The organism is Bacillus sp. AR8-1 (genome assembly GCF_008042345.1).
GTDB lineage: Bacteria > Bacillota > Bacilli > Bacillales > Bacillaceae_G > Bacillus_A > Bacillus_A cereus.
On sequence record NZ_QNUB01000055.1, the window covers coordinates 30,369 to 53,795 of the forward strand.

Consider the following 23,427-nt stretch of genomic DNA (forward strand, 5'->3'; position numbering starts at 1 on the left):
CATATCATCATTTTGTAACTTATGGAATTTTTAAGGAAATTTTAAGGTTTTCTTTCGCAAAAAATTAAGAATCAAATGATATGATAAAAGTAACATAGGGGAGGAGATGAGTGTGAATCCGTTTCAAGTGATGCGAGCTAGATATTTTTTAATTGTATTTGCACTATTAATTTTAATAGCGAGAAGTAGTAGCGATTTGCTAACAAGTATATTTCATATACAAAATTCTTCTTTTATAAATATCCTTATATTCTATATCCTTCCGATCGTATGGATTTCTTATGAGTATAGAAAGCACCACATTTCATTTTCATTATTTGTTAATAAAAATGAAACATTTAACTTGGTACAAGTTTTATACATTACGGTTATGTTATGCATGTTTAGTTACGGGTATCTTATTTTGTATATGTATAGTTTTGCATGGATTACACCGGACTTTATTATGAACGCCCTGCATGAACCAATTGTAGATAGTACTGGGGGATATGTATCTCAAGTCATTAGGGTCGTATTCATCGCACCAATTATCGGGGAATTTGTTTTTCGCGGATTTTTACTTCAACGTTTTGCAACAAAATGGGGAACGAGCATAGCGACCATCGTTGTAGCAATATTGTTTGCGTTGTTACATGTTGATTTCCTCGGTGCAGCCATATTCAGCATCGTATTGTCAATCGTATATATTCGTACGAAAAGTTTACTCATGCCAATTGCAATACATATGTTAAACAATGCATTTGTAATAGGTGCGTCTTTTCTAATAAGTAGAGAAAAAATTATTAGTTTTGCCGATTTCTCAAGTTATACGACATTCTTTCCTGGACTTATTATTTTTATAACAGGATTAAACTTAGTACTTATCTTTTTATTTGTTAATCGCAAATATTGGAGTAAAGAAGTGCCAGTTATATATGCAGAGCAGGAAAAGAGCTTTTCAGATGTAGTCGGGAGTAAATAAGATGAAGAAGACGGTTGAAAAAATATTAAAAGACATTATAGATTCTACGTCTATTACAGATATGTGTGATAAAAGCGTTTGTCATTGGCTTCAACCTGTAGTAGATACGATTGTGTTTCCAGAGTATTACTTATTTTCTAGTACTCATTTAAAAGAAAATATTATTTCTCTTCTTATTGTGTTCGGGGTTTTACTAATATTTGGTCTAATTGTAGAAGAAATGATGAAGCGCATCTTCAAAAAGAATGAAGAGAAGTATATGTGGATTCATAAAGTATTCGAGAAAGTAATGGTGGCTTTCCTTTTGTTTTATGGTATGAAAACAATCATTTACTTTATAGCTTTGAAACATCATTAATTCAAAATTTGAAAGGGATGTATAAAAATATATGAATGAAACGATATCATCAAATAAGTTTTTTTATTTGATTTTACTTAGTCTAGTGTTAATAACGACAGTGAATGTTATTTTGCGCTGGGAGGAAGCTTACTTTTTCATGTATTTAGCGCTTCATTTGCTAGGGATTTTATGTATAAGTGGTGGAGTGGTTACTGAAAAAAAGAATGAAGAAAGCGTTAATTATATGTGTGTGATCGGTCTTGTTTTACTTTTAGCTGTACAAGGTATTATGAAATATAGTTCTTTCTCTTTACAAGATTTTAATTTATTAATAGATGTACTTCCTTAAAGAGGCTTTTTATGTTATCTAAAAAGCAAGTAGGGTACGTGTCGGTTTGTAAGTGCGAGCTTTATTCCAGATTATGAAACGAAGAAAGTGTTTAAAGATAGGGAAAACTCTTCTTATGTAGAAGAGTTTTTTTATGTAAATAAAAAGATCCAGAGCAATTCACATAATAAGCTTGTTCTAATTTAGCGTGTACGAACTTACAATAATAATAGACAGGCAGCATAGAGGAGGGAATAGCGTGAGGAAGGTTATTGGTTGGTCGCTTTTTTTGTACGTTGGATTTGCGTTACTTATATATTGGTATTTATTTGGATGGAATCATGAACTTATTCCGGACATGTATAAAGGAACAAGTGCAGATCCAGAAACGTTTATGAGTGCGAGAGAGCTTACGCTAAGCCAAGATTATTCGCGCGTGAAAAATTTACTATACTTTTTAGCGACGCCTCTTGAGTGGATTATTTTATTGTTTGTACTTGTGCTAGGTATTTCAAGAAAGTTTGAGAAATGGTCGAAGGAAACGACTAAAATAAGTGTTTTGCAAGTTGCGATTTATTTCTTTTATTTATCATTACTGACAACAGTGCTGGCCTTACCGATGCAATGGATTGGCCGCAAAGTGTCCGTTGATTACGGCATTTCAACGCAAAGTACACAAAGCTGGATAAAAGATCATGTTATCGGTTTTTGGGAAAGTTATGCGACTATGTTAATTGTAGTGACCGTTCTATTATGGCTTATCCGTAAATTTCCGAAGAGATGGTGGCTAGCAGGGTGGGCGCTCTCTGTTCCATTTACAATCTTTTTAACATTCATACAGCCTGTCGTTATTGACCCACTGTATAACGACTTTTCGACGCTGAAAAATAAAGAATTAGAAACGAAAATTTTAGCGATAGCAGACAAAGCGGACATTCCTGCTAAGCACGTATATGAAGTAAATATGTCAGAAAAAACGAATGCATTAAATGCTTACGTAACAGGAATTGGCCCTAACGCCCGTATTGTAATGTGGGATACAACGCTTAAGCAGTTAAAAGATAAAGAGATTTTATTTATCATGGCCCATGAAATGGGGCATTATGTTATGAAGCATATATATTTTGGCGTTGCAAGTTATGTATTGCTATCGTTTATAGGTATGTTTTTAATTAGTCGTATTATAAATATGTGTATTCGCAAATGGGGAGATACATTGCAAATTTCAAAAGTAGCGTGTTTCTCCATTTTACCTTTATTTTTCTTAATTTCTTCTGTACTCTCTTTTGCAGCACAACCAGCAACAAACTATGTTTCACGTATAGAAGAAAGAGCGGCAGATCAATATGCTTTAAATATGACGAAAGATGGGAAATCTGGTGTGAAAACTTTTCAATATTTATCAAAAACAAGTTTAAGCCAAGTAAATCCGCCTGCGTTAGTGAAATTTTTCTTATACACGCACCCACCAATTTTTGAAAGAATTCATGCGTTTGAACAATATGAGAAACAAAGAAAAAAGGAGTAGCTATTATGCTACTTTTTTTTATAGAGATATAAGTTTCATATTGGGAATATTTATCATTGCTTTTTATTGCGATTTTGTAAATAATAAGCTATAAAATTCTAAAAATCTATATATAAAGGAATAAAGGTGAAAAAATGTATTTTTTACAAAATTTAAAAGTGAAATATAAATTATTAGCGCTTATTTCATTAGCAGTTTTAGGTATGATAATCATGAGCAGTGTGGCAATTAATTCTATTAACAAGATTAAGCACGATACAGAGGTTGTAGTAGATGATTATCAATATTCAGCAATTTTATTAGAAGGAATGCTTCGCACACAAAATTCATTAGAATATAATTTATTAGAATTAATTACGGCATCACAAAATGAAGTGGCAAATAAAGAGGGAATAATTGATAATATTGAAAAAGATCTTAAAAAATATGATTCTTTATTAAAAGAATATGATGATGGTTTTAATTTAAGTAAGCAAGAGGATGAACTGTTTCAGAAGATGAAGAAATCTTTGCCAAGTTATAAAGATACATATAAAAAATTGTTTGAAAAGGCGAAGGCAACAAACGAGCCACAAATGGTAAATGAATTTCAGAAGGAATTAAAACCGAAGGGAATAGAGTTGGCTGGTTATGCAGTGGATCTAGAATCGTATGTTTCAAACTTAGCTGATCAAGTGTTTAAAGATTCTCAAAAAATGATTGATCGATCCGTTATTACCTTTATCATTCTTGTAGTAGTTACTACAATCGTTATATGTATAGTAAGTTATATTATTAGTAAGCTTATAGTTGCACCTTTACAAACGGTTAGTCGTATGATGGAAAGAGCGAAAGAAGGAGATTTAACTGTACATGGTGATTATACTGCTAAGGATGAATTAGGTGTATTAGTAAGTAATTTTAACGAGATGATTGCAGGGCTAAGAACAAATATGCAAGAAGTAGAGAATAATATTCAGCTTTTATTCCAACATGCAGACGGAGTAGCATCTGCATCAGAAGTATCTAGTAGTGCAGCGAAGAAAATCACTATGGATATTGAAGAAGTTGCAAATGGTGCAGAGAGTCAAATGCAAGCAATGGAACAAACTGCGGGTGCAATGGAAGAGTTGACACAAGGAATGCAGAGTATAGTCGATACATCATCCTCAGTAAATAAATTGTCTGCTCAATCAGCGTTAGATGCAGAGAGTGGTAACAAATTAATGAAACAAATGATTCAACAGATGGATACAATCCAAAATTCGGTACATAGTGGTGTTAAACAAGTTGAGACTATGAAAGAACAATCAGAAGAAATTGTTAAAATCATAGATGTTATGCAAGGTATTACCTCTCAGATTAACTTATTAGCATTAAACGCCGCAATTGAGGCTGCACGTGCTGGAGAAAGTGGTAGAGGATTTGCAATTGTGGCAGATGAAGTGCGGAAATTAGCAGAACAATCTAGTGATTCTGCAAAACAAATTGAGAATCTTATTACTCAAGTTATGGGAACAACGAACCATACGGTACATATGATGGGGAAAGTAGATAATGAGGTACAGGCAGGTACACAAGTAGTAATACACACAGAAAAAGTATTTGGAACAATTACAGAAAAAGTACAGCAAGTATCTGAGCAAATTCAAACGGTATCTATGTCAACAGATGAAATTGCAGCGAGTAGTGAGGAAATCTCGGCTTCTGCAGAAGACATGGCTCAAATTTCCCAAAGATCATCTGACCGAACTGATAGGGTAAAAGAGTCTATTCAACAGCAAGAAAAATCTGTTCAAGAGATTTCAGTTTCAATTGAACATATGCATAACGCAGCAGGAAAATTAAAACAAATAGTTGCCCAATTTACTCTTCAAAAGTAGTAGCATATTTGAGTGTTAATAAATATAAAAAAAGCATCCTCTTTTAATAAAAAAGGATGCTTTTTTTATTACTACTATTCGTAGATTTCCGGCATTTTCAAGGCGATGATTACAGCTGCAGGACTTATACATACTAGATTTGTATATTACTTATTTTTTGACAGTTTAAGAGATTTATCGACGAGAATTATTTCTGTATTAGTGTTTTTAGATCCTGCTGTTGCCAAACTATTAGACCGGATTTAGATGCAAGTAATAGGGATTACCCTTATATTTGTAGGGATGGCACTAACTTTTCGCAAGGGAAGAGAAGGCGAGTTATCAGTGAAGGGGAATGCTACCTCTGAAATATAAATCATGAATATAGTAACCGTCATTAGGTATCTCCTTTACGCGCCAATAAAGGGAAGTTGTAAAGTGAAAAGGAGTTTATAAAGAAATTGTAGAATGTTTTAGTATATAACACCTTAGATGTGACAACTTCCTTTTTGAAAAAGAAAGAAGGAGGCATAAAGCAGAAAGGTAGTGGAAATATTTCTTCTAGAAGATTTGCATTTTATCTTACATTCACCAAAAAAGAGTACTCCTGAAACAATGAAATTCATTTTATTTGAATGAAATAGGGAGAGAGGACAATGAAGAAAAAAATATTGGGTGTAATGATGATTGCGACAATGGCAGGAGGTATATTTGCAGGGACGAATGTGACGCCTGTAAAAGCGGAAGAGTATCCACAAATGATTGTGTTTGAAGATGTTCCGTACGGATTTTGGGCATATGATGCTATTATGGATTTAGCGTATCATAAAATTATATTAGGGTATGGAAACGGGAAGTATGGTGTTGGCGATCTTATAACACGTGAACAAGTAGCTGGGACTATTTACAGAACACTTGAGATAAAAGAAGAAGGGCCAGTAGCGAATCCATATAAAGATGTTTCTGATAGTACAACAACTTTTAAAAAGGAAATTTTGGCGTTAACAAAACGTGGTGTTTTTACAGGGGATGGCCAAGGGGATTTTAGGCCGAAAGCACCAATCTCTAGAGCGGAAATGGCTGTCATTTTAAAACGAGCATTTAATTTTGAAACGAAACAAAAACATACATTTAAAGATATTCCAAAAGGCCACTGGGCAGAAGATGCAATTAGTGCGTTACAATCTAATAATGTTGTGAGAGGAACTGGGAATGGCATGTATGAATTAAATCGCCCTGTACCTAGAGAACAATATGCTCAGTTTATTAATAATGCGATTATTAATTATCATTTGAAAGAGGATTGGAAGTAGAGTGAAATATGAAAGCACAAATAGAAATATTTGTGCTTTTTTGTTTGTTTAAAAAAGAATTATTATTCGTATTTATGTATTTTTATGGTTATACACAAGCTTTATAATCAATCCGATGAAAAAGACATGATGTGTAATATGATTCACAAAACCGTCACGAAATGTGTCGGAAAATATATTGTCACTATACCATTTATTCTGTATATTTTTAAAAAAACATATACATATTGGGGAGATAATTTGATGAGCAAAAAATTATTAAAAACAGCTACAGCATTAACAATTATGGGTGGGGTGTTATTCTCAGCAGAGAGTAACAGTGTAAAAGCGGAAAGTGCACCGTTGCAAAAAACAAATACAATTGTATTTAAAGATGTACCAAAAGGACATTGGGCATATGAGGCAATTCATGAATTAGCGGAACAAGAAATTATTTTGGGATATGGCGATGGAATATTTGGTTTTGGGGATAATGTAACACGTGAGCAAGTTGCAGCTTTAATTTACCGTGTGTTTGATATGGAAGAACAAGATGAATATGAAAACCCATATGGAGATATCGATGAAAATTCAACAAGCTTTATCGAGGAGATATTGGCTTTAACGGAAATCGGAATTTTCCAGGGAGACGAGAATGGAAACTTTAGACCGAAGGCGACGTTAACGCGTGCGGAAATGGCACAAGTTCTTACGAATGCTTTTGACTTACAGGCGAAGGGATCTCATAACTTTAATGATGTTTCAGCAAATTCATGGGCAACCAATGCAATTAGTGCAATACAAACAAATGGTATTACAATGGGAATCGGAGAAGGTAAATTCGGTCCGTCTATGAAGGTAACGAGAGAACAATACGCACAGTTTTTACATAGAGCAATATTGCATGATATGGAACAAGGGCAGTAATAAAGTTTAACTAGTCAAAGTGAAATTTAAAAATAATACAAAAAGGTCGTTGTTGTATAACAGCGGCCTTTTTTTGTATGAAATAAAGCGCGAAAGAATGGCGTTTTGAAAAAAAATGAAGTGAATTTTCAAAAAAAACTTCCTTTTCTGAAGATTTGTTATATAATATAAAACATAAAATCAAATCTGTTATAAAACAGTTTAAGAAGGGGATGCTAATATGTCGACGCAAACTTCACGGGTTACACTCGTTGGAGAAATGTTACCAGCGTACAACGAAATATTGACACCTGAGGTGCTTAGTTTTTTGAAGGAACTACATGAGAATTTTAATGAGCGCCGCATAGAACTTTTACAAAAACGTGTAGAAAAACAAAAGAGAATTGATGCAGGGGAGTTTCCGAAGTTTCTAGAAGAAACAAAACACATACGTGAAGCGGATTGGACAATTGCCAAGCTGCCAAAAGACTTAGAGGATCGCCGTGTAGAGATTACTGGACCGGTAGATAGAAAGATGGTCATTAACGCTTTAAATTCAGGAGCGCATCTTTTTATGGCGGATTTTGAAGATTCGAATTCACCAACTTGGGAAAATGCAGTGGAAGGCCAAATCAATTTACGAGATGCAGTAAAGGGAACGATTTCACATGAAAATGATAAAGGGAAAGAATATAGATTAAATGAGAAAACAGCTGTACTCATTGTACGTCCAAGAGGATGGCATTTAGAGGAAAAGCATATGCAAGTTGATGGGAAAAATATGTCGGGTAGCTTAGTAGACTTCGGCTTGTACTTTTTCCATAATGCGAAAGCTCTTTTAGCAAAAGGGAGCGGCCCATACTTTTACTTACCGAAAATGGAAAGTTATTTAGAAGCGAGATTATGGAATGATGTATTCGTATTTGCTCAAAAATATATCGGCATTCCAAATGGAACGATTAAAGCAACTGTGTTACTGGAAACGATTCACGCTTCGTTTGAAATGGATGAAATTTTGTATGAGCTAAAAGATCATTCTGCTGGCTTAAACTGCGGAAGATGGGATTATATTTTTAGCTTTTTAAAGAGTTTCCGTAATCATAATAAATTCTTACTACCAGATAGAGCACAAGTCACGATGACGGCACCATTTATGCGTTCCTATTCTTTGAAAGTAATTCAAACATGTCACCGCCGTAATGCACCAGCAATTGGAGGAATGGCGGCACAAATTCCGATTAAAAATAATCCAGAAGCAAATGAAGCAGCTTTTGAAAAAGTGCGTGCTGATAAGGAGCGCGAAGCTTTAGACGGTCATGACGGGACTTGGGTTGCCCACCCTGGACTTGTACCGGTTGCAATGGAAGTATTTAATCACATTATGAAAACACCGAATCAAATTTTTAGAAAACGTGAAGAAATATGTGTAACAGAAAACGATTTACTAGAGGTACCGGTGGGAACGATTACAGAAGAGGGCCTTCGCATGAATATTAGTGTAGGTATTCAATATATTGCATCTTGGTTAAGCGGACGGGGAGCAGCACCCATTTATAACTTAATGGAAGATGCGGCAACTGCTGAAATTTCAAGAGCACAAGTATGGCAATGGATTCGTCATGAAGGTGGAAAACTAAATGATGGTCGTAATATTACGCTTGAATTAATGGAAGAGCTAAAAGAAGAAGAATTAGCAAAAATAGAAAGAGAGATTGGTAAGGAAGCCTTTAAGAAAGGGAGATTCCAAGAGGCGACAACGTTGTTTACAAATCTCGTTCGAAATGATGAATTCGTACCATTTTTAACATTACCGGGTTATGAAATTTTATAAAAAATGAAAAGGGGATGGAACAAATGAAAAACGAAAGAATCGAGAAGTTACAAGAAAGCTGGGAATTAGATGAGCGTTGGAAAGGGATCACACGTCCATATTCCGCAGAAGATGTAATTCGCCTGCGCGGGTCAATTGATATTGAACATACGTTAGCGCGCCGCGGTGCGGAGAAGCTTTGGACATCGCTTCATACAGAAGACTATATTAACGCACTTGGCGCATTAACAGGAAACCAAGCGATGCAACAAGTAAAAGCTGGGTTAAAAGCGATTTACTTAAGTGGTTGGCAAGTAGCAGCTGATGCAAACCTTTCTGGACATATGTATCCAGACCAAAGTTTATATCCAGCGAACAGCGTACCTGCTGTAGTAAAACGAATTAATCAAACGCTTCAACGTGCGGATCAAATTCAGCATATGGAAGGAAGCGATGATACAGACTATTTCGTACCGATTGTAGCAGATGCAGAAGCTGGATTTGGTGGGCAATTAAATGTATTCGAACTGATGAAAGGTATGATTGAAGCAGGTGCATCAGGTGTGCATTTTGAAGATCAATTATCTTCAGAGAAAAAATGTGGCCATTTAGGCGGAAAAGTACTACTACCAACGCAAACAGCAGTACGCAATTTAATTTCTGCACGCCTTGCAGCAGATGTAATGGGAGTGCCGACAATTATCGTTGCAAGAACAGATGCGGATGCAGCTGATTTAATTACGAGCGATATCGATCCTGTTGATAAAGCATTTATTACAGGAGAAAGAACACCAGAAGGATTTTACCGTACAAATGCAGGTCTTGATCAGGCAATTGCGCGCGGTTTAGCGTATGCACCGTATGCAGACCTCGTTTGGTGTGAAACGTCGGAACCAGATTTAGAAGATGCAAAACGATTTGCGGACGCAATTCATAAGGAGCATCCAGGAAAGCTACTTGCATATAACTGTTCACCTTCATTCAACTGGAAACAAAAACTAGATGAAAAAACAATTGCAAGCTTCCAAAAGGAAATCGCGTCTTACGGTTATAAGTTCCAATTCGTAACACTTGCTGGATTCCATTCATTAAATTACGGTATGTTTGAACTAGCACGTGGCTATAAAGAGCGCGGCATGGCAGCATACTCTGAACTACAACAAGCAGAATTCGCAGCTGAAAAACATGGCTACTCTGCAACACGTCATCAACGCGAAGTAGGAACAGGTTACTTTGATGAAGTTGCACAAGTGATTACAGGCGGAACTTCATCAACGACAGCGTTAAAAGGATCTACGGAAGAAGCACAGTTTACGAAATAAAAGGAAGGGGCACCTTTTTGAAGGGTGCCCCTTGTTATTTTCTAAACGATTCGAAAAGAGAGATTGAGTTGTCGGAAAAAAACGATACTTCCTTTTCTTTATTACTAAATCAACTCCACTCAGCCCTATGATCACGAATAAACTTCATATCTTTCTCATAATGCTCTAGATGTCCTTCATCAATCATTCTTTGGAAATTCAAGTCGCCTTCTTGCGCTTTTCGTTTCATATATGTACATAATCCTTCTAATCGAAGCAACACCATTCCTAAGTAATCTTCATCCATATTTTTATCATAGGACTGAACGAACAAATTCATTCTCTCTTTAATGCGATCTGCATGTTGCGATGAGTCATAATGAACGGCTTCACCGGATTCTGTATAATACACTCTACTTAAAGGCACACAAGTATAGAGTGTATAAGCGATATCCCATAGTCTTGGACCAGGAGCAGCAACATCGAAATCAATAATCCCTACTGGCTTCTCATTATTAAAAATAATGTTATATATGGCAAAATCATTGTGACATAAAACCTCAATGTTATTTGGAGTGTGATTCATCGGTTTCCAATCATTTAATAACGGAAAATCACTTACAGCATCATGGTAAAGGCGAAGCATCTTTGCGATTTCTTTTAATACATCATTAGATCGCATATATTCTTTTAAGGGATAATTGCCAGCTTCTCCTTCAATAAAGGATAAAATCTCTCTATCTTTTTCATCTACACCTAAAAACTTTGGAGCAGGATGAAACCCTTTGTTTTCTAAGTGTTGTAATAGCTTATGGATCTTTGCACTATCTGGCTTTAACTCTCGACGAACAGTATTTTTAGAACGATATACGTTCGAAACGTTTCCGCCTGTTAGCTTTTCTTCGTTATTGTAGTTTGACATGTGAAAATTCCCCCTATAATTAAAAAATCCAATTCCAAATAGTGAATAGACCAACAATAGCAGAAAAGAGAAGGGAAGCAAGCAACGCTAGGCAGCCAAAAGGAACTAGCTTATCTTGCCATGTTTCTTTATACTCATAAATTAACTCCTCTGCTACTTTCTTCTGTACTGAAGATAAAGGTTGATCTTTATGCAAACCTTTTATATGGTTAGAATCGCCTTTAAACTTTAAAGCACGTGCAATATGATGAGGACTATTTCCCCTTGATTTTTCAAATAATAAACATGATTCATGCATAATATCTGTTTTATGCTCCTCTAGATACCAGTAACGTCCAGCCATTTCTGGATATTGTAATTTATAATAAATATCTCCGAGTTGTTTTCGAAGATGTAATTCATTTGGGTATGTAAAGATGAGGCCGTGCAATCTGTCTCTTGCTTTTCCAAGATTATTATTTTCAATATCCTCTTCAATTCTTTTTAATGTTTTTCTAGGAATTTTATTGGTCATAAATTCCTCCTTATTTAGAATAGAGATAATTATATTTTATAAGAAATACTAAAAATTAGAAATTCCATTTTCAAAAAAGATTGTACATTTCATTTTAAGTATGCTATGATGATGTCAGTTGAATAGTTAAATTAAGCAATCCATATGTTATCAAGTGCTGGAAACAAACGAGAAAAAGTATGTGAGAACTAGTTTATGTTTCGTATTTGATAATGTGTGGATTCTTTTTTTAGACAGGAAGACTAAAAAATTTAAAATTTGTATTTTCTTAGGAGGAAATAATTATGGCAGTAACAGGACAAGTAAAATGGTTTAACAACGAAAAAGGTTTCGGTTTCATCGAAGTTCCAGGCGAAAACGACGTATTCGTACACTTCTCAGCAATCGAAACTGACGGTTTCAAATCTTTAGAAGAAGGTCAAAAAGTTAGCTTCGAAATCGAAGACGGTAACCGTGGACCTCAAGCTAAAAACGTAATCAAACTATAATTTTATAGTTGATGATGGAAAAAAGGATGGCTAATGCCATCCTTTTTTTGTTGTGGAGAAAGTTTTTTTAGAGCCTGTTTTTATATCTAAATCTCTTTTTCGATGTTACAACTGGTAAAAAATTATCTGGAATGCGTATTAGTTTCTGTAGAAGAATTAGTTCAGCAAGAGCATTTGCTGCGTATGATAGTAAATAACTATAAATTTGTATTCTTCATTGAAATAGGGGAATCTTTTCCAGATAGACCTTGAGTAACATCTTTTTTGTTAGCGTTGTTGTTGGAATTTTGTACGTTTTGAGATGATGTTTCTAACAGTTGTTCTTGTTCCTTACTAGGGGTATTCAGAGCATCTGAGGGGATGCTATTAACCTGCTGGCTTAATAGGTTTTCTTTATCCATAGTATACAGCTCCTTTTTGGAATTCGATAAAAAGCAATGTAATTATAAAATGACCACTTATATATATTGTGTTTTTGAATGAAATTATATACAAAACTTATATTATAAAGTTAACTAAATAACGAATTGTTAGTGATGGATAAAGATGTACACATTTGAAGTGTTTAATAAAAATTAAAAGCGAGTAACAAGTACAAATACTTTTTCTCATGTTTTAGATAAGGATCATATTACAAATCAAAAAAGATGTAGAGAACCTTGGAAGAAAATATAGTTTTTTTTAGGGTGAAGAAGAATAAATAAAATGATACTACAAATGTAAAAAGGCATTCCATAAAGGAAGGCCTTTTATTGTTCTTGCCCTGATTTTTTCTTCTCACGTTTTTTACATTCTGGACATTTTGATTTACGAAACGGTTTAGCAAAGAATAGCAGAATGAAAAATAAACCGAATATAATGCTAGCTGAGTTTTTCACGATAATGACGCTGCTATTTTTCATTTGAATCGATGGTTGGATTTCTTTTTCTTCCATAGTGGCCCTCCATATATTGGATTTATATTTTAATTATAGCAAAGTTAGTTGTTGTAATGATGTGAAATGAGGAATGGATAATAAATATTTATAGGTAGTATAAGTGCTGTTTTTTATAGTTTTAAAATTAAATAATTAATATATTGTGATTTTATTATTTAACAAATGTTTGATAAATGATAAAAAATTGTAAAAAAGCGGAACTTGTAAGCTATTTCCTTTTCATAGATGCTAAAATTATATATGCAGCTGCTAATATAAATGGAAAAAAGGAGATAATAGAGCATGGAAAGTAAAGTGGAACGCTATGTCGAAAATTATGTTGTAACGAAAAATACGATGGCCTTACTTCCTGTTATTCTAAGTGAAAAGAAAATTGTTACTCGAGTCGTTGAAATGAATGATTCTTTTTTCGTATTTCAAAAACCTCTAGATATTATAGAAAGAAGTTGCCGCAAGCATGGCTCGAGTTTCTTAGGCAGAAAAGAAGGAACGAAAGAGTTAACTCATATTACACATAAAGCACCAATTGCGATTAGTCCTACAGATCAACTTTATTTTTTCCCTACCTATTCTTACTCTAGAAAAGAGTGCGCTTGGTTGTCTCATTTTTATATTGAAAGTAATAAAGAATTAAAAGATGGAAATCTTATTATTAGATTTATAAATGGCTTTGCTGTGAAATTAGAAATATCAAAAACTAGTTTTGAAAATCAACAAAATCGTACAGCGAAATTACGTACTGAATATGAAGATCGTAGGAAAAAACAAGGGAGCCCTTGTTTTAAAGAGATTGATAAAAAAGAGGAATCAACATTAAGACCCGCTTATGAGAGTGTGTATTTTGTGAAGGAAGGCGAAGTGTGAAAGAATGGGGGGAATCCCCATTCTTTTTTTGTTTATCCCGCTATTTGTGGGCAGTAAGACCCCCACCTCAAAATTCAGCGAAAGCAAAAAATTTAGGTGGGGGTCGGGCTGTATAGATAAAGCGATATATTTAGAAAATCACCAGTGTAATTTCATTTACCGATAAAAAATCGGAAAACCATCTAAATAACAAAACGAACGACATGTCCTGTCGAATATTGATAGATTATCATAGCTAAATAATGAAGGAATTCTTATGAAAGATATGGAAACTTTAATAAATACATCTCCATATGTCGTATCTACCATTTCCTCTTTCATATAAGCGATGATACAGTAGGGATAGTATTTAGAGTAAAGGGGTAAAGTGTAGAATGGATTTTCAGACAATCAAAGAGTATTTTTCACCAGAAAATATGGATCATATTGTTGAGAGTTATAAAGCGTTCGGACCACTTCTTGGTATTGGTTTACCGATGATAGAGGCGTTGATTCCAGCATTACCGCTTATCGTATTTGTACTGGCGAATGCTGTTGCGTTTGGCTTTTGGCTCGGTTTTCTTTATTCATGGCTTGGATCAGTAATGGGTGCATTACTTGTCTTTTTCATCATCCGCCATTTTGGTCGCAGTCGTTTCTTTTCGTTTGTAAATAAGCATGAGAGAGTACGAAAAGCAATGGGGTGGATTGAAAGGAAAGGATTCGCACCGATTTTTGTTATATTTTGTTTTCCGTTTACACCGTCAGCGCTCATAAATGTTGTCGCTGGTTTATCCCGAATTAGTGTAAAACAGTTTGGTCTAGCGTTAGCATTCGGAAAACTTGTGATGATTTTTATTTTAACGTATATCGGTCATGATTTAATGTCATTTATTCATAATCCAGTGAAATCAGTCATTGTAGCGATTGGTATTTTTATTTTATGGTATGTCGGTAAGAAAATCGAAGTAAAGTTAGAACTACATTAAGAATAGTCTTCTTTGTAAAGGAAAGCTTCAGTATTAAAGGATAAGGGGAGAAGCAGATGAAGAAAACTTTGAAAAAAGAAGGCATAGAGTGGATACGAACAATTTTAATTGGTGTATTATTAGCTGTATTTTTTCGAACGTTTTTCTTTTCAACGTATGTTGTAGAGGGGAAGTCAATGATGCCGACATTGCAAGATGGCAATATGCTCGTTGTAAATAAGGTGAGTTATCAAGTTGGGGACTTGAACAGATTTGACGTTGTGGTATTTCATGCGAATAAAAAAGAGGACTATGTAAAGCGGGTTATCGGTTTACCTGGAGATCATATTGAATATAAGCAGGATAAGTTATATATAAACGGTCAATTTATTGATGAGCCTTATTTAGAGAAGTATAAGAAAGAGATAAATGGAAGGCAACTAACAGGCGACTTTACATTAGAAGAGTTAACGAAAGAAAAGCTGGTGCCACCCGGGTTTATTTTTGTAGTAGGTGATAACCGGCTCGGGAGCTGGGATAGTAGACACTTTGGCTTTGTAAAAGCTGATACAGTTGTCGGTAAAGTTGATTTGCGATATTGGCCAATTCAAGAGGTGCAAACGAATTTTTCAAAAGGTTGATATAATAGATAGAAGTATAGAAAAAGGCAAACAACTCAGTTTGTCTTTTTTCGTGTACTATAATACAATTATAGTAGCAAACTAACGTTCGTTATGTAAGTGAAAGGTGGGGTTACATGTCACTTCGATTTGTGATTGGTAGAGCGGGAAGTGGAAAAAGTACACTTTGTTTACGCGAAGTGCAAGAAGAGTTAAAACAACGCCCGAGAGGGAAAACAATATTATATCTTGTGCCAGAACAGATGACATTCCAGACGCAGCAGGCGTTAATTGGAAGTGAGGATGTAAGAGGTTCTATTCGGGCACAAGTTTTTAGTTTTTCACGATTAGCGTGGAAGGTACTACAAGAAGTTGGCGGAGCGAGTCGTCTTCATATTGATGAAGCTGGTGTACATATGTTACTCCGTAAAATTGTAGAGTCTCGTAAAGATGGATTATCGGTGTTCCAAAAAGCAGCGGAGCAAAACGGTTTCTTTGAACATCTTGGCAGTATGATTGCGGAGTTTAAACGTTACAATGTAACGCCATCTAACGTTTATGAAATGTGGCAACAATTGGATGCGCATAGTAGCAGTGCCGAACAAAAGTTACTAGCGAATAAAGTGTATGATTTACAGCTATTATACGATGATTTTGAACGTGCTTTAATTGGAAAATACTTAGATTCAGAAGACTACCTGCAATTGCTAGTGGAAAAGCTTCCGCAGTCTGAATATGTAAATGGTGCGGAAATTTATATAGATGGATTTCATTCATTCTCCCCGCAAGAGTTAGAGATTGTAAGACAGCTTATGATTTGCGGAGCGAAAGTTACGATCACGTTAACGATAGATGAAAAAACGTTAGCACAGCCAGTAAATGAACTCGATTTATTTTATGAAACGACGTTAACGTATGAAAAAATAAAACAAGTAGCGCGTGAAGAGAAAATAGAAATTGAAAAAACAATTCCACTTATGGAACAGCCGCGTTTTCATTCTCCAGCATTAGCGCATTTAGAAGCTCATTATGAAGCGCGTCCGAATGAAAAATTTAACGGTGAAGCGAGTGTAACGATTAGTACAGCTGCGAATTTACGAGCGGAGGTAGAAGGTGTTGCTCGTGAAATTCGTAAACTTGTTGCGGACGAAAAATATCGTTACCGAGATATTGCAGTGCTTCTTCGTAATGGGGAAAGTTATTACGATGTGATGCGAACGTTATTTACAGATTACAATATCCCGCACTTCATCGATGAAAAGCGCCCGATGTCACACCACCCATTGGTAGAATGTATTCGTTCTGCACTCGAGATTATTAGTGGGAATTGGCGTTATGATGCGGTGTTCCGTTGCGTGAAAACAGAGCTTTTATATCCATTAGACGTAAGAAAAGAAGCGATGCGTGAAGAAATGGATGAATTTGAAAATTACTGTTTAGCGTATGGTGTACAAGGAAAGAGATGGACTGCTGAAGATCCATGGATGTATCGCCGTTATCGTTCTCTTGATGATACGAACGGGATGATTACAGACAGTGAACGTGAAATGGAAGAGAAAATAAATAGGCTACGTGACGTTGTAAGAACACCTGTTATTCGCATGCAAAAAAGGTTAAAGCGTGCAGGAACAGTTATGCAAATGTGTGAAGCAGTTTACTTGTTTTTAGAAGAACTGGATGTTCCGAAGAAACTAGAAGAATTACGTATACGTGCAGAAGAAAGTGGAGATTTCTTATTTGCGACAGATCATGAACAAGTATGGGAAGAAGTAATGAGCCTTCTTGATACATTTGTAGAGATGCTTGGGGAAGAGAAAATGTCTCTTTCTATGTTTACTGACGTTATGTCGACAGGTCTTGAGGCACTTCAATTTGCTAACATTCCGCCGTCATTAGACCAAGTGTTAATTGCTAATATTGATCACTCCAGGTTATCTGATGTGAGAGCAACGTTTATTATAGGTGTAAATGAGGGTGTCATTCCAGCAGCACCTATGGATGAAGGTATGCTTTCTGATGAGGAAAGAGAAGTTCTTGGTGCAGCAGGGATTGAATTAGCGCCAACGACGAGACAAACTTTGTTAGAAGAACAGTTCGTTATGTATCAAATGGTAACGAGAGCATCTGAGAAGTTATACATTTCATGCCCGCTTGCAGATGAAGAAGGAAAGACGTTACTTGCGTCTAGCTTTATTAAGAAAATAAAAAGAATGTTCCCTAATGTGAAAGATTCGTTTATTACGAATGATGTAAACGACTTATCACGCTCAGAACAAATTTCATATGTAGCAACGCCAGAAGTGACGTTATCTTACGTTATGCAGCAACTACAAACGTGGAAACGATACGGATTTGAAGGGAATTTAGATTTTTGGTGGGATGTATATAATTTCTACGTAACGTCAGATGAATGGAAACAAAAAAGTAGTCGCGTGCTATCAAGTTTATTTTACCGAAATCGTGCGCAGAAACTAAGTACAGCAGTAAGTAGAGATTTATACGGAGATACAATTAAAGGAAGCGTCTCTCGTATGGAACTATTTAATCGTTGTGCATACGCTCATTTCGCGCAGCATGGTTTGTCGCTTAGAGAGCGTGATATTTTCAAACTTGATGCGCCAGATATCGGCGAATTATTCCATGCGGCATTAAAGAAAATTGCGGACAAGTTATTGCGTGAAAACCGCACTTGGGTGGATTTATCAATAAAAGAATGTGAACATCTTTCTGTTTTAGTAATAGAAGAAATTGCACCGTTATTACAACGACAAATTTTATTAAGTTCAAATCGTCATTTCTATTTAAAACAAAAACTACAACAAATTATTTTCCGCACGTCAATCATTCTTCGTGAACATGCGAAGTCGAGCGGATTCGTACCAGTTGATTTAGAGGTGCCGTTCGGTATGGGTGGTACAGGGTCACTTCCGCCAATGGAATTCTCATTACCAAATGGTGTAAAGATGGAAGTAGTCGGTCGTATTGACCGTGTTGATAAGGCAGAAGATGAAAACGGGACGTTCTTACGTATTATTGATTATAAATCAAGTTCAAAAGCGTTAGATTTAACGGAAGTGTATTACGGATTAGCACTTCAAATGTTAACGTATTTAGATGTTGTTACTTCGAATGCACAGACGTGGATGAAAAAAGGCCACGCAGCATCACCAGCTGGTGTATTGTATTTCCATATTCATAACCCAATCGTTGAGATGAAAGGTGACGCATCTGAAGCTGAAATTGAAAAAGAAATTTTAAAGAAATTTAAAATGAAAGGACTCGTATTAGGAGATGCTGACGTTGTTCGTTTAATGGATAACAAACTTTCAACAGGAAGCTCAGATATTATTTCTGCTGGCCTGAAAAAAGACGGTAGCTTTAGTGCGCGTTCAAGTATTGCAAGTGAGCAAGAGTTTAACGTACTGCAAAAATATGTACACCATACGTTTGAAAATATTGGAAAAGATATTACAGAAGGTGTTATCGATATTGCTCCTTATAAAATGGGAAATAAAGCAGCATGTACGTTCTGTAACTTCAAATCTGTTTGTCAATTTGATGAGTCACTTGAAGATAATCAGTTCCGATCGTTAAAAGATATGAAAGATAGCGAAGCGATGGAGAAAATAAGAGAGGAGGTTGGCGGAGAATGATAGAAAATTGGCCTAAAAAACCAGAAGGTAGTCAATGGACAGATGACCAGTGGAAAGCTGTTGTAGCGAACGGACGTGATATTTTAGTTGCGGCTGCAGCTGGATCAGGTAAAACAGCAGTATTAGTTGAACGTATTATTAAAAAGATTATTAATGAAGAGAACCCAGTCGATGTCGACCGCCTGCTCGTTGTAACATTTACGAATGCAGCAGCGCAAGAGATGAAAAACCGAATCGGGGAAGCGTTAGAAAAGGTATTAATTGATGAACCAGGCTCTCAACACGTAAGAAAGCAGCTGAGCCTATTAAATAAAGCTTCCATTTCAACAATTCACTCATTCTGTTTACAAGTAATTAGAGGATATTACTACATGCTTGATGTTGATCCTCGTTTCCGTATTGCGAATCAAACAGAAAATGAATTGTTAAAAGAAGAAGTGCTAGATGACATATTAGAAGAAGAGTATGGCATCGAAGATAATACGATATTCTTTGAACTCGTTGATCGTTATACGAGTGACCGTAGTGATGATGACTTACAACGTATGATTTTAGCGCTTCATACAGAATCAAGAGCGCATCCAAATCCGGAAAAATGGCTTGATAAATTAGTAGAAGCATATGACGTAGAAGGAAAGACAATTGAGGATTTAGTATATGCTTCTTATTTATTAGAAGATGTGAAATTCCAGCTTGAAACAGCGGAACAGCATATTCGTAAGGCAACTGAACTCGCAATGCTTCCTGACGGTCCAGCGCCTCGCATTGAAACCCTGCAAGCAGATGTAGCTTTACTTGGAACGCTATCATCAGCTGCTCGTGAGTCGTGGACAAGATTGTATGAAGCGATGCAAAACGTATCGTGGCAAACGTTAAAGCGTATTAAGAAAAGTGATTACAATGAAGATGTTGTAAAACAAGTAGACTCTCTTCGTAATAAAGCGAAAGATGAAGTGAAGAAATTACAGGAAGAGTTATTTAGCCGCAAACCTGAAAGTTTCTTACGAGATTTTCAAGATATGCACCCAGTATTAGAAAAGCTTGTTCAACTTGTAAAAGTATTTACAGAGCGTTTCCAAGCGATGAAGCGAGATAAAGGAATGGTCGATTTCACAGATTTAGAGCATTTCTGTTTACAAATTTTAAGTGAACAAAGTGAAAATGGTGAAATGAATCCGTCAGCAGTGGCGCTCCAATATCGTAATAAATTTGCTGAAGTATTAGTCGATGAATATCAAGACACGAACTTTGTACAGGAATCCATTATTAAATTCGTAACGAAAGATTCTGAGAGTGAAGGAAACTTATTCATGGTAGGTGACGTGAAGCAGTCGATTTATCGTTTCCGACTAGCAGAACCAGGTTTATTCTTAGGAAAGTATAAACGCTTCACACAAGAAGGATCGGGCGGCGGAATGAAGATAGACTTAGCGAAAAACTTCCGTAGTCGTCATGAAGTGTTAGCAGGTACGAACTTTATTTTCAAACAAATTATGGGCGAAGAAGTCGGAGAAATCGACTACGATGCAGACGCTGAATTAAAGCTAGGTGCTAGCTATCCAGAAGGTGAAGATGTAGCGGCAGAACTACTATGCATTCAGCAAACGGAAGAAGAAGTGCAAGACGGAGAAGAAGGTGCGGAAGTAGAAAAAGCGCAGCTTGAAGCTCGTCTTATGGCGCAGCGTATTAAAGCGATGGTTGATTCAGGTTATGAAGTGTATGATCGTAAAACGGATAGTATGCGCCCTGTACAATACCGTGATTTCGTTATTTTACTCCGCTCGATGCCGTGGGCGCCGCAAATTATGGAAGAGTTAAAATTGCAAGGAATTCCAGTATATGCTGACCTTGCGACTGGTTATTTTGAAGCGACAGAAGTAAATATTATGATGAACGTATTCCGCGTTATTGATAATCCGATGCAAGATATTCCGCTTGCAGCTGTACTTCGTTCACCGATTGTGGGACTAAATGATGAAGACCTTGCGACGCTTCGTGCTCATGGGAAGAAAGGGTCATTTTATGAAGTAATGAGCTCGTTCTTAAAAGGAGCACCGCTTGAAGAAGAGCAAGAACTTCATGATAAATTAGAGTGGTTTTATAATTTACTGCAAGGATGGCGTGAATTTGCCCGTCAACAATCCCTTTCTGATTTAATTTGGAAAGTGTACGGTGAGACAGGTTATTACGACTTCGTTGGCGGTTTACCAGCTGGAAAGCAAAGGCAGGCAAACTTGCGCGTGCTATATGACCGTGCAAGACAATATGAAGCAACATCATTTAGAGGGTTATTCCGCTTCTTGCGTTTTATTGAACGTATTTTAGAACGCGGTGATGATATGGGTACGGCGAGAGCCCTCGGTGAACAAGAAGACGTTGTTCGCATTATGACGATTCATAAAAGTAAAGGGCTAGAGTTCCCGGTCGTATTTGTAGCTGGACTCGGTCGTCGTTTTAATACACAAGACTTAATGAAGCGTTTCTTACTGCATAAAGATTTCGGTTTCGGTTCACAATTTATCGATCCGCGTAAACGAATTAAATATACGACATTATCACAGCTTGCGATTAAGCGTAAAATGAAAATGGAATTAATTGCAGAAGAAATGCGCGTATTATACGTAGCGTTAACGCGTGCGAAAGAGAAGCTAATTTTAATCGGAACAGTTAAGGATGCAACTAAGGAAATGGAAAAATGGCTTGATGCGAGGGAACATAGTGAATGGTTATTACCAGATCACATACGTGCTGGGGCGTCTTGTTATTTAGACTGGATTGCACCTTCATTATATAGACACCGTGATAGTGAAATGCTTCTTGAATTAGGACAAGGAAGCATTCCGGATGAAATTTACGGGTATGACACTAGCTGGAAAGTAGAAGTTGTGGACGGTAACACGCTTCTTGCACCAGAGCCAGTTCAAGAAGAGAAACAAGAATTGTTAGAAGCGCTTCGTGAGAAAAAGGCTGTTCCCCTGCAAAGTGAACGGAAAGAAGAAGTGTACGACAGATTAATGTGGAAGTACGGATATGAGGATGCGACATCTCATCGTGCGAAGCAATCTGTTACAGAAATAAAGAGAAATTATCAATCTGAAGAAGGTAGCGATAACGCCTTTATTAAAAAACTACGTGCACCAATTAAAACACGTCCGCGCTTTATGGAGAAAAAAGGGTTAACGTACGCAGAGCGTGGAACAGCAGTCCATGCCGTTATGCAGCATGTAGATTTGAAGAAACCGATTACGGCCGAAACGCTACAAGAACAAATCGCAGGAATGGTAAATAAGGAATTATTAACATTCGAGCAGGCGGAAGAAATAGCAATTGAAAAAGTAATTTCATTCTTTGACAGTGACTTAGGTAAAAGGGTATTAGCGGCAAAAAGTGTAGAGCGTGAAGTACCATTTACGATGATGCTTGCAGCAGAAGAAGCATATCAAGATTGGCAAGGGAAGAGTGAAGAAACGATTCTTGTCCAAGGGGTTATCGACTGCATGATTGAAGAGGAAGATGGCATTACGTTAATCGACTTCAAAACAGATACGATTGAAGGGAAATTCCCAGGCGGATTCGAACAAGCAAAACCAATTTTAGAAGATCGATATAAAGTGCAACTTTCGTTATATGCAAAAGCACTCGAGAAAAGCTTACAACATCCTGTCAAAGAGAAATGTTTATATTTCTTTGATGGGAATCACGTTGTAAATATTGAAGGATAGACAACAGAAGGGGGCTATAAAAAATGACAACGTTAAAAACTTGTGAACAGGGACACGAGTACTATAAAAGTAGCGATTGTCCAACTTGCCCAACCTGTGAGAAAGAGAGAAAACCAAAAGAAGGTTTTCTCTCTCTTCTTTCAGCGCCAGCAAGAAGGGCATTAGAACACCATGGAATTCAAACTGTAGAAGAACTCTCAAAATATAGTGAAAAAGAAATTTTAAAACTGCATGGTATGGGACCTGCGTCTTTGCCGAAGCTTAGACAAGCTTTGGAGGAGAGCGGATTATCATTTAAATAAAATGAAATAGTGCCTCTTCACTCCTTACTTGTTTATACCACTATTTGTGAACAGTAAAGCTCTTGCTGATTAAAATTTCATTTTAATAATTTGAATTAGATAAAAGAAAAAAGTAGGAGAATATCTCCTACTTTTTTTCAGGCTGTGGAG

20 protein-coding genes and 2 pseudogenes are annotated in these 23,427 nt (G+C 36.2%); 18 read left to right on the forward strand and 4 right to left on the reverse strand.

From position 1 onward, the window contains the following. Positions 1 to 112: 112 nt before the first annotated feature. The 11 genes and pseudogenes from DN400_RS26415 to aceA all read left to right on the forward strand — a co-directional run bounded on the left by DN400_RS26415 (position 113) and on the right by aceA (position 10,328). A complete protein-coding gene (locus tag DN400_RS26415; protein ID WP_065228450.1) occupies positions 113 to 961 on the forward strand; it encodes a CPBP family intramembrane glutamic endopeptidase in 849 nt (282 codons plus the stop codon). Between the two features lies 1 nt (position 962). Beyond that, entirely contained in the window at positions 963 to 1,319 is a 357-nt protein-coding gene (locus tag DN400_RS26420; protein WP_072939741.1) for a hypothetical protein, read from the forward strand. A gap of 31 nt (positions 1,320 to 1,350) precedes the next feature. Beyond that, a complete protein-coding gene (locus tag DN400_RS26425; RefSeq protein WP_016082517.1) occupies positions 1,351 to 1,650 on the forward strand; it encodes a DUF2101 family protein in 300 nt (99 codons plus the stop codon). A gap of 238 nt (positions 1,651 to 1,888) precedes the next feature. After that, positions 1,889 to 3,157, forward strand: coding sequence for a M48 family metallopeptidase (locus DN400_RS26430; protein ID WP_043936613.1), 1,269 nt, complete (start codon positions 1,889 to 1,891; stop codon positions 3,155 to 3,157). Between the two features lie 134 nt (positions 3,158 to 3,291). Next, positions 3,292 to 4,071 (forward strand): annotated as a pseudogene (locus tag DN400_RS30355) (MCP four helix bundle domain-containing protein); the annotation flags it as partial. A 156-nt stretch (positions 4,072 to 4,227) separates the two neighbouring features. Then, positions 4,228 to 5,019, forward strand: coding sequence for a methyl-accepting chemotaxis protein (locus DN400_RS30360; protein WP_404978292.1), 792 nt, complete (start codon positions 4,228 to 4,230; stop codon positions 5,017 to 5,019). 59 nt (positions 5,020 to 5,078) lie between these two features. Continuing rightward, a pseudogene (locus DN400_RS30075) lies at positions 5,079 to 5,373 on the forward strand (EamA family transporter); the annotation flags it as partial. A 281-nt stretch (positions 5,374 to 5,654) separates the two neighbouring features. Beyond that, positions 5,655 to 6,311 carry an S-layer homology domain-containing protein gene (locus tag DN400_RS26445; protein ID WP_016082513.1) on the forward strand — a complete coding sequence of 219 codons (657 nt, stop codon included), beginning with the start codon at positions 5,655 to 5,657 and terminating at the stop codon, positions 6,309 to 6,311. 138 nt (positions 6,312 to 6,449) lie between these two features. Next, positions 6,450 to 7,217 carry an S-layer homology domain-containing protein gene (locus tag DN400_RS26450; RefSeq protein ID WP_072939738.1) on the forward strand — a complete coding sequence of 256 codons (768 nt, stop codon included), beginning with the start codon at positions 6,450 to 6,452 and terminating at the stop codon, positions 7,215 to 7,217. 220 nt (positions 7,218 to 7,437) lie between these two features. Next, positions 7,438 to 9,027 (forward strand): malate synthase A, encoded by a 1,590-nt coding sequence (gene aceB, locus DN400_RS26455; RefSeq protein ID WP_000107345.1) that lies wholly within the window; start codon positions 7,438 to 7,440, stop codon positions 9,025 to 9,027. 23 nt (positions 9,028 to 9,050) lie between these two features. After that, positions 9,051 to 10,328 carry an isocitrate lyase gene (aceA, locus tag DN400_RS26460; protein WP_098211788.1) on the forward strand — a complete coding sequence of 426 codons (1,278 nt, stop codon included), beginning with the start codon at positions 9,051 to 9,053 and terminating at the stop codon, positions 10,326 to 10,328. 109 nt (positions 10,329 to 10,437) lie between these two features. On the opposite strand, the gene DN400_RS26465 is transcribed toward aceA, so the two are convergent. Then, positions 10,438 to 11,229 (reverse strand): phosphotransferase, encoded by a 792-nt coding sequence (locus tag DN400_RS26465; RefSeq protein ID WP_065228453.1) that lies wholly within the window; start codon positions 11,227 to 11,229, stop codon positions 10,438 to 10,440. A gap of 19 nt (positions 11,230 to 11,248) precedes the next feature. Continuing rightward, a complete protein-coding gene (locus DN400_RS26470; RefSeq protein ID WP_065228454.1) occupies positions 11,249 to 11,743 on the reverse strand; it encodes a DUF6584 family protein in 495 nt (164 codons plus the stop codon). A gap of 284 nt (positions 11,744 to 12,027) precedes the next feature. Between DN400_RS26470 and cspA the strand changes: the two genes are divergently transcribed. Next, on the forward strand, positions 12,028 to 12,231 hold the full coding sequence (cspA, locus tag DN400_RS26475) for an RNA chaperone/antiterminator CspA (RefSeq protein WP_000301518.1): 204 nt from the start codon (positions 12,028 to 12,030) through the stop codon (positions 12,229 to 12,231). A 197-nt stretch (positions 12,232 to 12,428) separates the two neighbouring features. Here cspA and DN400_RS26480 read toward each other — a convergent pair whose 3' ends face one another. After that, positions 12,429 to 12,632, reverse strand: a complete 204-nt coding sequence (locus tag DN400_RS26480) for a hypothetical protein (protein WP_000356913.1) — start codon at positions 12,630 to 12,632, stop codon at positions 12,429 to 12,431. 348 nt (positions 12,633 to 12,980) lie between these two features. Beyond that, a complete protein-coding gene (locus tag DN400_RS26485) occupies positions 12,981 to 13,166 on the reverse strand; it encodes a hypothetical protein (protein ID WP_000391373.1) in 186 nt (61 codons plus the stop codon). Positions 13,167 to 13,451: 285 nt separating this feature from the next. Here DN400_RS26485 and DN400_RS26490 point away from each other — a divergent pair, with 285 nt between their 5' ends. The 6 genes from DN400_RS26490 to DN400_RS26515 all read left to right on the forward strand — a co-directional run bounded on the left by DN400_RS26490 (position 13,452) and on the right by DN400_RS26515 (position 23,277). Continuing rightward, positions 13,452 to 14,033, forward strand: a complete 582-nt coding sequence (locus tag DN400_RS26490; protein ID WP_000444448.1) for a competence protein ComK — start codon at positions 13,452 to 13,454, stop codon at positions 14,031 to 14,033. 374 nt (positions 14,034 to 14,407) lie between these two features. Continuing rightward, on the forward strand, positions 14,408 to 15,001 hold the full coding sequence (locus DN400_RS26495) for a TVP38/TMEM64 family protein (RefSeq protein ID WP_000347517.1): 594 nt from the start codon (positions 14,408 to 14,410) through the stop codon (positions 14,999 to 15,001). A 56-nt stretch (positions 15,002 to 15,057) separates the two neighbouring features. Beyond that, positions 15,058 to 15,621, forward strand: coding sequence for a signal peptidase I (lepB, locus tag DN400_RS26500; RefSeq protein ID WP_000751910.1), 564 nt, complete (start codon positions 15,058 to 15,060; stop codon positions 15,619 to 15,621). A gap of 116 nt (positions 15,622 to 15,737) precedes the next feature. Continuing rightward, positions 15,738 to 19,253: a helicase-exonuclease AddAB subunit AddB gene (addB, locus tag DN400_RS26505; RefSeq protein ID WP_098211789.1), complete on the forward strand. Its 3,516-nt coding sequence runs from the start codon at positions 15,738 to 15,740 to the stop codon at positions 19,251 to 19,253. Beyond that, a complete protein-coding gene (gene addA / locus DN400_RS26510; protein WP_065228456.1) occupies positions 19,250 to 22,975 on the forward strand; it encodes a helicase-exonuclease AddAB subunit AddA in 3,726 nt (1,241 codons plus the stop codon). The genes addB and addA overlap by 4 nt, the downstream gene beginning before the upstream one ends. Positions 22,976 to 22,998: 23 nt before the next feature. Next, positions 22,999 to 23,277: an RNA polymerase alpha subunit C-terminal domain-containing protein gene (locus DN400_RS26515; protein ID WP_053565036.1), complete on the forward strand. Its 279-nt coding sequence runs from the start codon at positions 22,999 to 23,001 to the stop codon at positions 23,275 to 23,277. The last annotated feature ends 150 nt before the right edge of the window (positions 23,278 to 23,427 follow it).